This is a genomic window from Bradyrhizobium sp. (assembly GCF_049586575.1).
In the GTDB taxonomy this organism is placed as follows: domain Bacteria; phylum Pseudomonadota; class Alphaproteobacteria; order Rhizobiales; family Xanthobacteraceae; genus Bradyrhizobium.
The window spans coordinates 1-11,700 of the sequence record NZ_JBAVCF010000100.1; the positions used below are offsets into that span (position 1 = coordinate 1).

13 protein-coding genes and 1 pseudogene are annotated in these 11,700 nt (G+C 60.9%); 9 read left to right on the plus strand and 5 right to left on the minus strand.

What is annotated here, in order from left to right; genetic code table 11:
• Positions 1-236, plus strand: a pseudogene (locus WB528_RS03540) (IS110 family transposase); the annotation flags it as partial.
• Positions 237-631: 395 nt separating this feature from the next.
• Here WB528_RS03540 and WB528_RS03545 read toward each other — a convergent pair.
• Entirely contained in the window at positions 632-2,233 is a 1,602-nt protein-coding gene (locus tag WB528_RS03545; RefSeq protein ID WP_423887049.1) for an arylsulfatase, read from the minus strand.
• A gap of 201 nt (positions 2,234-2,434) precedes the next feature.
• On the opposite strand from WB528_RS03545, the gene WB528_RS03550 reads away from it, so the two are divergent.
• Positions 2,435-3,916 (plus strand): arylsulfatase B, encoded by a 1,482-nt coding sequence (locus tag WB528_RS03550; protein ID WP_423887050.1) that lies wholly within the window; start codon positions 2,435-2,437, stop codon positions 3,914-3,916.
• A gap of 221 nt (positions 3,917-4,137) precedes the next feature.
• Here WB528_RS03550 and WB528_RS03555 read toward each other — a convergent pair whose 3' ends face one another.
• Positions 4,138-4,545 (minus strand): DUF4864 domain-containing protein, encoded by a 408-nt coding sequence (locus WB528_RS03555; RefSeq protein WP_423887051.1) that lies wholly within the window; start codon positions 4,543-4,545, stop codon positions 4,138-4,140.
• A 787-nt stretch (positions 4,546-5,332) separates the two neighbouring features.
• Here WB528_RS03555 and WB528_RS03560 point away from each other — a divergent pair.
• The gene (locus tag WB528_RS03560) at positions 5,333-5,938 is read left to right on the plus strand and encodes a hypothetical protein (protein WP_423887052.1); all 606 of its coding nucleotides are present in this window, start codon (positions 5,333-5,335) and stop codon (positions 5,936-5,938) included.
• Positions 5,939-6,010: 72 nt separating this feature from the next.
• Here the strand turns inward: WB528_RS03560 and WB528_RS03565 are convergent, their stop codons facing one another.
• Positions 6,011-6,460 (minus strand): ester cyclase, encoded by a 450-nt coding sequence (locus WB528_RS03565; protein ID WP_423887053.1) that lies wholly within the window; start codon positions 6,458-6,460, stop codon positions 6,011-6,013.
• Positions 6,461-6,664: 204 nt separating this feature from the next.
• On the opposite strand from WB528_RS03565, the gene WB528_RS03570 reads away from it, so the two are divergent.
• The 3 genes from WB528_RS03570 (at position 6,665) to WB528_RS03580 (ending at position 9,404) form a co-directional block, all read left to right on the plus strand.
• Positions 6,665-7,903 carry a threonine ammonia-lyase gene (locus WB528_RS03570; protein WP_423887054.1) on the plus strand — a complete coding sequence of 413 codons (1,239 nt, stop codon included), beginning with the start codon at positions 6,665-6,667 and terminating at the stop codon, positions 7,901-7,903.
• A gap of 108 nt (positions 7,904-8,011) precedes the next feature.
• On the plus strand, positions 8,012-8,350 hold the full coding sequence (locus tag WB528_RS03575; RefSeq protein ID WP_423887055.1) for a hypothetical protein: 339 nt from the start codon (positions 8,012-8,014) through the stop codon (positions 8,348-8,350).
• A gap of 196 nt (positions 8,351-8,546) precedes the next feature.
• Positions 8,547-9,404: an amidohydrolase family protein gene (locus tag WB528_RS03580; RefSeq protein ID WP_423887056.1), complete on the plus strand. Its 858-nt coding sequence runs from the start codon at positions 8,547-8,549 to the stop codon at positions 9,402-9,404.
• Positions 9,405-9,615: 211 nt separating this feature from the next.
• Here WB528_RS03580 and WB528_RS03585 read toward each other — a convergent pair whose 3' ends face one another.
• Both WB528_RS03585 and WB528_RS03590 read right to left on the minus strand, forming a co-directional pair.
• The gene (locus WB528_RS03585; RefSeq protein WP_423887057.1) at positions 9,616-9,750 is read right to left on the minus strand and encodes a hypothetical protein; all 135 of its coding nucleotides are present in this window, start codon (positions 9,748-9,750) and stop codon (positions 9,616-9,618) included.
• Positions 9,747-10,199, minus strand: coding sequence for a group III truncated hemoglobin (locus tag WB528_RS03590; protein ID WP_423887058.1), 453 nt, complete (start codon positions 10,197-10,199; stop codon positions 9,747-9,749). The genes WB528_RS03585 and WB528_RS03590 overlap by 4 nt, the downstream gene beginning before the upstream one ends.
• An 86-nt stretch (positions 10,200-10,285) precedes the next feature.
• Between WB528_RS03590 and WB528_RS03595 the strand changes: the two genes are divergently transcribed.
• The 3 genes from WB528_RS03595 to WB528_RS03605 all read left to right on the plus strand — a co-directional run.
• Positions 10,286-10,714: an RrF2 family transcriptional regulator gene (locus WB528_RS03595; protein ID WP_423887059.1), complete on the plus strand. Its 429-nt coding sequence runs from the start codon at positions 10,286-10,288 to the stop codon at positions 10,712-10,714.
• Between the two features lie 24 nt (positions 10,715-10,738).
• Entirely contained in the window at positions 10,739-11,146 is a 408-nt protein-coding gene (locus WB528_RS03600) for a PAS domain-containing protein (protein WP_423887060.1), read from the plus strand.
• Positions 11,147-11,263: 117 nt separating this feature from the next.
• Positions 11,264-11,700 (plus strand): serine hydrolase (locus tag WB528_RS03605; RefSeq protein WP_423887061.1); only part of this gene is annotated, 437 nt, incomplete at its 3' end.

Genomic DNA, 11,700 nt, shown 5'->3' on the forward strand with positions numbered 1-11,700 from the left:
TATCGCGCTGTGGCGATGAGATGATGCGGACGATGCTCTACGAAGCAGCTCAGAGCATGATGCATTCAAAAAAATGGTCCTGGCTCAAGGCGTGGGCCATGCAGATCGCCAGGCGCCGCGGGATGAAGAAGGCGATCGTGGCCCTGGCTCGCCGGTTGGCCGTGATCATGCACCGCATCTGGATTGACGGCACCGAGTTCCGGTGGACCCGGGAGCAAGCCGCGGCAGCAGCATGAAAACAGTTCAGGATCAAACCCGATAGGAGAAAACCAGAGCTCCACCGAGCGGTGGAAAGATGTCCCTCGCGGGACGATGGATGAGGTGAGTTCGTATGTCTGCTTGGACCTGCCGTCACATTGACGGCAAGGTCGTCCAAAAGATTGTTCCGCCTCGTCCTCGGATCCCATGATGGAAGGGCCCAGGTGCCGATTCCGAAGAGAAGCACGAGCCCGCGAGTGACATCGACACCGCATAGGTGGATAGTCTGAAAGCGCTTGACCCCGAATGGCCGATTAGAGAAGCAGACATCCGGGGGACTAAGACGGGAGTCCGAAAAGTGCCAATATCGGCGGTCGGTAACTGCAGAGGCCGGCCACAGGGATGGCCGGCCTCTGGTTAATGTCGAGCGCGTTCAGTCCTTCGTCGTGTCCTTCAGCTTCTGCAAGACCTCGTCCATGTTGAAGCTGGCTGCTTTTTGCCGCTGCGGATAATCCTTGAACGTCATTAGGAATTGGCCGACGTAATCCTGCGCCGGTACCAACAGGTAGGCGTGATCAATCAACCAGTCGTAGTAGGTGTTCGAGGTGATGTCCGCCCGTTCGTATGGATCGGTCCGGAGATTGAGGATCTTCGGTATCCGCAGAGTGGTGAACGGCTCTGACCAGATGCGCATCGTTCCCTGAACGCGCTGCTCCATGAACACGAGCTTCCAGTTGTCGTAACGCAATCCGGTCAATTGCTGGTCGTCATTGACGTAGAGGAACGACTCGCGCGGACTCTTTGGAGTCTGCCCGGTGACGTAGGGCAAGAGATTGTCGCCATCGAGATGGACCTTGTAGGTCATGTCGCCGACCTTGTAGCCGGTGAGCAGCTTGCTCTTGACCTCGGTGTCGCCGGCGACTGCGAGCAGCGTCGGCAGCATGTCGAGATGGGCCACGATGTCGTTGGAGATCTGGCCCGGCTTGATCTTGCCCGGCCAGCGGAACATCGCAGGCACACGGTAAGCGCCTTCCCAGTTCGAGTTCTTTTCGTTGCGGAACGGCGTCATCGCGCCATCCGGCCAGGAGTTCATGTGCGGACCGTTGTCGGTCGAGTACATGACGAAGGTATTGTTGGCGATGCCTTCGTCATCAATCGCCTTGAGCACCGTGCCGACGTTCTTGTCATGGTCTATCATGGCGTCGTGGTAAGGGCTCTGCCAGCGGCCGGACTGGCCGATGCTCTCAGGCTTGGTGTGGGTGCGGAAATGCATATGCGTGAAGTTCACCCATACGAAAGCCGGTTTGCCGACCTTGTTCTGTCGCTTGATGAAATCGGCCGCCCGGTTCGCGATATCGTCGTCGACGGTTTCCATTCGCTTCTTGGTCAGGGGGCCGGTGTCGGTGCAGACCTGCTTTCCGACCTTGCCGAAGCGTGGATCGACCGTGGGATCATCCCTGTCCGATGCCTTGCAGTCCATGACGCCGCGCGGACCGTACTTGGCGCGAAACTCCGGGCTCTTCGGATAGTCGGGCAGTTCCGGCTCTTCCTCCGCGTTCAGGTGATAGAGATTGCCGTAAAACTCGTCGAAGCCGTGTACGGTCGGCAGAAATTCGTTGCGGTCGCCGAGATGGTTCTTGCCGAACTGGCCGGTGGCATAGCCAAGCGGCTTGAGCAATTCGGCAATGGTCGGGTCTTCCTTCTGGAGCCCGAGCGTGGCGCCGGGGAGACCGACCTTGGTCATCCCGGTACGCAAGCCTGATTGTCCCGTGATGAAGGAAGCGCGGCCGGCGGTGCAGCTCTGCTCCGCGTAAAAGTCGGTGAACATCGTGCCTTCATTCGCGATCCGGTCGATGTTGGGCGTTTGATAGCCCATCATGCCGCGCGAGTAGGCGCTGACATTGGATTGACCGATATCGTCACCCCAGATGATGACGATATTCGGCTTTCGTTGCTGCTGCGCTTGCGCGGTCGCGGGCGCCAATATCGGCGCCGCGAGCGTGATCGCGAGCAGGGCATACTTCCATCTTGCCATGTGGTGTTTCCATTCCTTGGGTATGCCGTGTCCCTGCGGCGGGTTCCGAGGTTTCTGCAATACCTGGACGGTACGACGAACTCATGATCCATCTGGCCGAGGATTGATCTAGCTCAAATTGGAATGCCGGATCGCAGATAGCCTGGCACCTTTCGCGATGCCGTCTTCATCCGTGGATAGTCAATGTTGCAGGAGCCGGCAATGAGACGCATTGCAATTCAGTTTGCGCTCCTGGCATGCAGCTTCCTGGGTTGGTGCGCACTGGCACACGCGCAGGATACAAAACCTAACATCGTAGTTATCTTGGCCGACGATCTCGGTAACGCCGACCTCGGCTATCGTGGAAGCGACATCAAGACGCCGAATATCGACCAGCTTGCCAAGGAAGGCGTGCGAGCGGAGTCATTTTACGGAATGCCGGTTTGCACGCCATCGCGAGCAGAGCTCATGACCGGTCGCTACGCCATGCGCTATGGCTTGCAAACGCTCGTCATATTTCCCAGCCATGCCTACGGACTGCCGACGGACGAGCGCACGCTTCCGCAGGCGCTAAAGGAAGTTGGATATCAAACGGCCATGGTCGGCAAATGGCACCTTGGTCATGCCGACAGGAAATTCTGGCCACAGAACCGCGGCTTCGATCACTTCTACGGCAATCTCGTCGGCGAGGTAGATTATTTCACCAAGGAGCGGGGCGGACTGGTCGATTGGCAGCGGGATGGCGAGTTCCTCAAGGAAGACGGCTACTTTACGACCCTGATCGGGAATGAGGCCGTAAACATCATCAAGACCCACGACACGTCCAAGCCGCTGTTCCTCTATGTAGCATCCCTCGCACCGCACGCGCCTTATCAAGCCCCCGAACAGGACATCGACGCCTATAAGAACGCAGCCGGAGATGTGCATCGTCACACCTATGCCGCCATGATCACCGACTTGGATGCTCAAGTCGGGCGGATAGTTACTGCGCTGAAGCAGAAGAACATGCTCGACAACACGCTCATCGTATTCAGCAGCGACAATGGCGGCGCCACAAGCGCGCTATTTGCAACTGGCGCGCGGTCCCCAGAGGAGCGTGCGGAAAGTGGTGGCGTAGAGCTTGGCGCTAAGCCCCCGGCCTCGAATGGTGATCTTCGAGGCGGCAAGGGGTCCCTTCACGAAGGTGGTGTCCGGGTTCCGACTATCTTCTATTGGCCCACCAAGCTCAAACCGAGCATTGTCAATGAGCCATTGGCTATCGTGGATGTGATGCCAACGGTGCTGGCCCTCGCCGGGGCGAAGGGCAGCCCGGACCATCCCTTTGACGGCAAAAACATTTGGCCGACTTTGGCGGAGAACCAGCCCTCGCCTCATGAAGACGTGCTGATCAACGTCGAGGCTTTCCGCGGAGCCATCCGCAAAGGCAACTGGAAGCTGGTCAAAATTGCGCTGCTTCCGGGCAAGACTGAGCTATTTGATCTTGCGAAAGATCCGGGGGAGAAAAATAACGTCGCTGATCAGTTTCCCGAGATCGTCAACGATCTGCAAGCGCGGCTTTTGACCTATGCCAAGGAAATGAAGCCGAGCGAGTGGATTAAGGCTCAGCCAGCTTTTCTCGGCGCGCAGGGCAGGACGCTCTTCGACCCCGACTTCGACATCGACGATAGCGGGCTGCCACGCGAGAAGGTCGTACTTCCGAAGTGATCGGATCATAAGGCTGCTTGAAAGCCATCTGCGGTGGAAGTCCCATTTCTCAATGTCTCTTGTGGGTCAAAGTGAGACCTCGGCTCCTGGTTTTGGCGGGGCCGCTTCTACGCCAAAGCCGGACATCGCTGCCCTCGGAAAAAAGACCTTACAACTCGGATTACCGAAGGGGTTGGCACCCGCACGGGCGGCGACAAAGCAGAATCTCCGGCAATACTCCTCTAGACGCCTTGACCGCTCTTGATCAGCATGCAGCCTGTGATCTTGAGGCTGCCGTCGTCCTGCTGTTCGAGCGTGTAGAGCGCTTCCCACGGCACGCCGTTGCTGTCCACGATGTGAACCTGTTGGGCAATCTTGCCGTCTGCCGAGCGCGCCTCGCCGAATTCGAAACTCTTGTGGCGATAGACCGGCGCGTAACCGTTGCGAACGATGCCCAAAAATATTTCGGCTTCCGGAAAACGCTCGTGGATGCCGGGCGCTGCGAAAGAATAAGCGGTGGCTGCATCGTCGCGGGCAAACGCCTCGACCTGCGAACGGATAATGGATTGCGCGGCGGCAATATCGTCGACCGCCGCGGCTGGAGAAACGCAGGCGATCAGAAACGCGAAGACGAGGGCGAAGCAGCGCATGGGTGGTTCGGCAGGCAGTGGCTGTGTGGGCCTCAGCCTATGCCGGCCGCGACGCGCCGCAAACGGCCGGGATGAGATCCCACGCGATTGTGAGCTTCGATGCCGCCTGGTGGTTCGATTCTAACATTCGTAGCCCTTCTCAGTGGGCACTTTTGCGAATGTTAGAATCAAAGGACCACTAGCAAATATAGGTTTCTAGTGGAGTTTTGGATTGACATTCGCATCGCGAATACGTGGCTACGGGATAGCGAATGTCAAATCCACTCCACTAGCGGCGCAAATCGTTATCGGCTGGCGCGGAGCGGGGGATTTTCAAACGCGACGTCGTCGGACTCCAGCGGCGCGCGCTGTGTGACGAGCCGGAAGACGCTCCGGCATGTCGGACATTCATATTGCCGCACATCGTGCCGGTTACGGGTGGGCTGGATGCTGACCAGCGTTCTTTCGGTGTTGCAGGTAATGCAGATCGGTGCGGCAGCCATTTCCGTCGTCGTTTCCCGTGATGGTTGTTGGATGCCGCGCACTCTATCGCGTGCGCTGCCGCCGTCGGTTAATTTGGCGAGCCGTGGGAATACGGGCCGGAGGAATACGGGTCCGGGCCGGCTAGCGGCATTTCCAGGCTGAAAAGGGCGGGATAAGTTGCCATTTGGGGCGGGAATGGCGGGCAGGCGCCAGACGACTCTTGTAGATTCTCGGACAACGGGGTGTGGTGCGCTAACCTTATTTCGGGCGTGCTTTGCCTCGACCAGGAGTTCTTCGGGCTTTTGCTCTTCGCCTTTCGGATTTCATGACCGAGCCGTATTCAGCCTCGCCGACATCAGCCGAAACGGCGGATATTTTGCGGTTTCTGCACAGGTTTTCCGACCTGATGTCGAACGGCAGCAATTCAGACAATCTGCTCCGCGCGGCGAAGATGCTGGAAGCGCAGATCGCGCTCCTGCATGAAACCAGAGAGCTGCTTCAGGCCGAACGCATCAAGGGCGATGCGAGCGCCGACGCGCGTCAAGCGCTCGAAGCCAGGGTTGACGAATTCGAGCATGAAATTCGCGCGCTTAAATCCCGGCTCGCCGAGCAGCGTTCGCGCAACGAGAATATCGTTGCCGAGATGGAGAGACGGTTAGCTGAGTTCTTGCACCGCGCCGAGGAGGCCGAGGCCCTTCTGGCGGCGACAGTGGAGGCGCCTCCGGTCATGCCCTTTGGCTGCATTGCCGTGCCGCTGGCGGCGTTGCGGATCGCCAAAACCCAGTTTGAGGCGCTTGCGGCGGCATTCGAAAAGTCGGGTAACGTCGTCTCGCAAGTCATGTGTGAAGCCAGCGCCACCAGTCTCGATCGCGTCATTCTCGACGCCGGCGTCACGGATGACGCGCAGGATCGCTCCCAGCACGCGGCGTGACACATCGTCTGCGATGGTTGACATGCGCGGCGGAGGGCCGCGGTCGTGCGCCTTGACCGCGGCCCTGCCTGGCTAGGCTTGCTGGATCAGACCAAGCTGCTGGAGGGCGGTTACGCCGTCGTCCAATCCGATCTCCTCGGTAATCTTGCCGTTTTCAACGCGGAGCACCGTCGTTCCCGTGAAGTGCATTTTCCGCCCCGTCGCGGCGGGAAGCGATCCGACGAGGAAATCGCTGAACGCTGGGCCGGTGTGCGTGCCGCCGCCTTCCCAGCGGCCGACGACATAGTCGCCCTCCGCAATGAGGTCGGCTGCGCCCCAGAAATTGAGATCGGGGAACGCTTCGCGAAAGCCGGTCATAAATGCCTTGATATCCTGGCGGCCGCGACGCGGCGCATGCAGTGAATATTGCAGCAGCATGTCCGGCGTCGCCAGATCGTCGACCACGCCGAGATTGCAGGTCTTGCCCCAGAACTCGGTAAACCAGCGGCCGACGATGGCCTTGTTGTCGGATTCTTTGCTCACGTCTTGTCTCCTTGATTGGCTGGGCGATGGACGCGCTCGTCGTAGCGAGTATCCGCCGTGCCCAGCCACCCGCTTTCCGTGACGAGGCACCCGCTTTCCGTAAAACCGCAGGTTGGGTTGGTTGGTCGTGAGATGATAGGATGGATCGCGTCGGCCGAAATCGCCGATGATATCGACGTTAATGCCGGCGGAGGTTTGACCGCGATGACTGCAACCACCCAAGCATCCCTCGCGAAACTGCCGGTCACCCTTGGCGACGTCGAGGCGGCGGCGGCGGCGCTCGCCGGCTTCGTGAAGCTGACGAATTTCGACCATAGCCGCACGCTGTCCGACATCACCGGCGCCAATATCTGGCTCAAGTTCGAGAACCTGCAATTCACAGCCACCTTCAAGGAGCGCGGCGCGCTTAATCGGCTTTCCGCGTTGACCGCCGATCAGCGCAAGCGGGGCGTGATCGCAGCCTCCGCCGGCAATCACGCGCAGGGCGTGGCCTATCACGCCGCCCGTCTTTCGATCCCGGCCACCATCTTCGTGCCGGTCGGAACGCCGACGGTGAAGATCGAGAACACGCGCCGGCATGGCGCGACTGTCATCGAAGGCGGCGCGACTTTGGATGAAGCCGCAGGCCTCGCCCAGGAGTACGGCCGCGACGGTGGTCTGACCTACATCCATCCCTACGACGATCCCCTGATTATCGCGGGCCAAGGCACCATCGCACTTGAGATGCTGGCCTCAAAGGCCGATCTCGACGCGCTGATCGTGCCGATCGGCGGCGGCGGCCTGATTTCCGGGATGGCGGTAGCGGCCAAGACGCTGAAGCCTGGAATCGAGATCATTGGCGTGCAGGCCGCGCTCTATCCATCCATGTACAATGTATTCAAGTCGCACACGTTGCCGATGCGCGGCGATACACTGGCGGAGGGCATTGCGGTCAAGACGCCGGGATCGCTCACCGCCGAAATCGTGCGGGCGCTCGTCGACGACATCGTGCTCGTCAACGAACGGGATATCGAACACGCGCTGAGCCTGTTGCTGACGATCGAGAAGTCGGTGACGGAAGGCGCCGGAGCGGCCGGTCTTGCCGCCGTGCTCGAAGACCCGGATCGCTTCAGGGGCCGCACGCTGGGCCTGGTGCTGAGCGGCGGCAACATCGACACCCGCTTGCTGTCGGGCGTGCTGACCCGTCAACTCGCGCGGGAAGGCCGCCTGTCGCGCCTTCACTTCGACATCGTGGACCGGCCGGGCCAACTCGCCGCGGTCGTTTCTGTGCTGAGCAACGCCGGGGCGAATATTGTTGAAGTCTCGCATCAGCGGATCTTCACCGATCTGCCGGCCAAGGCGGTGGTTCTCGAAGTCATCATCGAGACCCGCGACCGCTCGCATCTCACCGCAACCATCAAGGCTCTCGAGACGGCCGGCATACACGTCGAGATGCTGGCTTGATCGAATTCGGCACGTCGAACGGGGCCTGAAGGCTCCCTAAATTTAGTTTTAAGCGACGAATATATCGCCTCAGTGCGGGTTTACCCTTGAGGCTGTCAGGAGAAACCCATGAGCAGATTGGCGATCCGGCTTTCGATGCCAGCGCCCGCTTTCCGAAGTTCGTGCCACGTCTCGGCGGCACTAGCTATCGGCGCGGTCGCGCTGGTAGTGGTTCCGACTGTTACGCCGGCGAGCGCCGAAACGGGTAGAAACCATATGCATATCAAAAAGCATCACCGAAACTGGAATCACTACGGCGCGGCCTGGCCGGTCGGTCCGGCGCGGCCGGTTGTCGGGTCCTACAGTGCGTCCGAGCCGGTATGCCCGACCATTGGCAAGAGCTTCGACTGCAAGATATGGCCGCCCCCGTTTGCGGACGATCCCGATCGGAAAACGTCGCGGTACTGACGCCGCGAAACGGACCCGATTGACGGCGGCCTGCGGTCGGCGCGAGCGATTCGATTTCGCGCCGACGGCACTGTAGTGGTTTCCCCTCGCGAGATATTCGCAAGCGTCATCCTTGCATAGCCCGTCAGCCTTCGCGCTCTGGACACAAACCTCCGGCGACGTCAAAACTCGCGCCAAAACAGGGAGGAACGTCCAGATGCCGATTATCGATTCCCAGGTCCACGCCTATGAGGCGAACACGCCGCAGCGGCCCTGGGCCAGCGTGCCGAACTGGCCCGCTCACGTCACCGGCGACGAGATGGTGGCGGCAATGGACAAGGTCGGCGTCGACGGTGCGATCTTCATCTCGGCCTTCTCGATGTACCGCTATGACGGCAGCTACGCGGTCGAAGTGCAACGCGCCCATCCCAACCGGATGGCCATCGTCAAGCCGGTCGACCCGGACAATCCGGCGGTAGATGACGTCGTCGCCGACTGGAAGAAGACGCCGGGCACGGTCGGCATCCGCATCATGCTGACGAAGGAGAACAGGCGCGATCCCAACCATCCCGGCCTCGACCGGATTGCCCGCGCCGCCGTTCGCCACGATTTTCCAGTCAACGTGTTGTGCTGGGACAATCTGGATGCCGGCATGACGCTGATCGACCGCCATCCCGACACACGCTTCATCCTCGACCATCTCGGCATCTTGCAGCCGCGCGTGCCGCCGGCGCCAGCCGAGCCTTCTTGGGAAAAGCCTTGGGCCGACCTGCCGAAGGTGCTGGATCTTGCCAAACGCAAGAACGTGGTGATCAAGGTCTCAGGCGCCTGCACGCTGTCGAAAAAACCGTATCCCTTCCCGGATATCTGGGATCCGCTGGCCCGCGTTTTCGATGCCTGGGGATTCGAGCGCTGCCTGTGGGGCACGGATTGGACGCGGGCGTTTGCCGTCGTCAATTACGAGCAGGCCGTTAAGCCGTTCCTGGAGACGGATCGCCTGAGCGCCACCGAGCGGGCCATGCTGATGGGCGGCGCCTGCGCCAAGGCCTATGGCTGGTCGCCGAAAAAAGCGTAGGGCGGCGGCTTCGAAAGGCGCTGATGATCTCGCTCGCGATGGCCCGCGCCGCGGCCTCGCACGGCGCCATCGTCGTCGGGCTGCTGCCTCTATCGACGGCGGTCGCCGGGGTGTGGCTCGCGCGCGACGGATCAAGGACGGACCTCAGCTGGCCTCATCGTTCGAGATTCCGGCAAGTTACAGGAAATTCAATCCCTGAGCCGACAGTTCCCTACGTCAAGAGGATCGCGACGACCATCCCGACCAGCGTGAGCGCAAGGCCCGCGACCAGCATCGGCACCAGGCTGCTGCCTGCATAAGGATCGGCCGAGGCCGGATCGTTCCCTGGGGCGGGTCGATGGATCATGGCATCGCTCCTTCCTGCTGGCGCCTGAATCGTTCGCCGACGCCGAGCATGGCGCCGTTTGCGTTGGCGACGCCTAGTTCGAGGCTTGCGGCAATCCGCCGTGCACAGGCGACGAAGTGCGCCTCGGCTTCCGGCGGACATATCTCGTGCGCGGTCTGTTCGAACAACGCCAGCCAGCGATCGAAGTGGGCGGCATCGACCGGCAACGGCATGTGCTTGGCCATCGGCGTGCCATGATAGCGGCCCGTCATCAGCGCGACCGACGACCAGAACGCGCACATCTGCGCCAGATGCGGCTCCCAATCCTGGATGCGCGCGTTGAACACCGGCGCCAGCATCTCGTCGGCGCGAACCTTGGCGTAGAACGCGTGCACCAGGCGCTCGATCATGGCCTCGGTGATTCCGGTTCGTTCGGCGATCTCGGCAGCAACCCGCTCGCGCGGCGTCATGACGCTTCTCCTTAAATAGGTATTTAAAATACTAATTTAGGCGTGTATAGTCAACCCGAGAAAGTCAAAATCTTCGAGGGCTTGCCATGCGCCTCACTTCGTTCACGGATTTCGCGCTGCGCACCCTGATGCGGCTGGCGTCCGAGCCGGCGCGCTCGTTTGCGACCAACGAGATTGCCTCCGAGTTCAAGATCTCGCGCCATCACCTTGCCAAGGTGGTGCGCGATCTTGCTTCCGGCGGCTTTATCACCACGCAACGCGGCGTCGGTGGCGGCTTCGTGCTGGCGCGGCCGCCGCAATCGATCACGCTTGGCGAGGTCGTGCGTGCGCTGGAAGGCGAGCCGCTGGTCGAATGTTTCCGCGAGGACGGCGGAGCCTGTGTGCTCACGGCGCGTTGCCGGTTAAAGGGACGACTGGCCGCGGCCCGTGAAGCGTTTCTGCGCGAACTCGACGTTACAACGCTTGCCGAATGCGCTTATCCTTCGCGTCCCCGAGGCTGGCAGCAGGCCTCTTGAAATCGTTTGCTCGAAAGGCGTTTCATGGAAGACCGGTCTCAATGGGCTGAACGGATTATCGATCAAATCGCCGACGCCGTCGTCGTCGCCGACCGCTCAGGTGTCATCGTTCGCTGGAACGACGCTTCCGCGGCATTGTTCGGTTTCGCAGCGGAGGAGGCGCTCGGCCAGAATCTCGATCTGATCATTCCGGAACATCTGCGCGCCTCGCACTGGCGCGGCTTTGAAGCCGCGATGACAAAGGGTGTCCTGAAGCTTCAGGGCCGGCCTACGCTGACCCGCGCGCTGCACAAGAGCGGACGCAAATTATACGTCGAGATGACTTTCGCGATCGTCAAGGGCGAGGCCGAAGGCAAGGTGCTTGGCTCGGTCGCGGTGGCGCGCGACGTCACGGAGCGGGTTGAACGAGAGCGCGCCGCGCGCGCCTCTTGAGCACCAGGGATCGTTGCCAGAGCCCGTAGTTTTTCTTATGCCAGACCTCAAAACAGATCGTTTGTCAAGAAAGCGGCCCGCGCGCACGTTCCCGCCGCGCAACAGGGGATTCGCGAAATGATCAGCAGGCGACGGTTTCACATCGGCTTTGGCGCAGCGTTGATAACGGCTCATGTGAGCGGAGGGGCGAAGGCCGCGCGCGCCGCGAGTTCCGATCCGCGGCTGATCGACCAGATCAAACGCCTGGAGAGCGAGAGCGGCGGGCGGCTCGGCGTCTGTGTTCTACAAACCTCATCAGGCGTGCGCCGCGCCTATCGGGGCGACGAGCGGTTCCCTCTATGCAGTACGTTCAAGGCGCTTGCGGCCGCAGCCATTCTGGCGCGCGTCGATGCGGGCAAGGAGCAATTGACGCGCCGCATCACGTTCGACGCTTCCACCATCGTCGCAAATTCACCGGTCACTGAAAAACACACAGGCGATGGCGGCATGACGCTCGCTGAAATTTGCGAAGCGGCGGTGACGCGGAGCGACAACACGGCCGGCAACCTCATGCT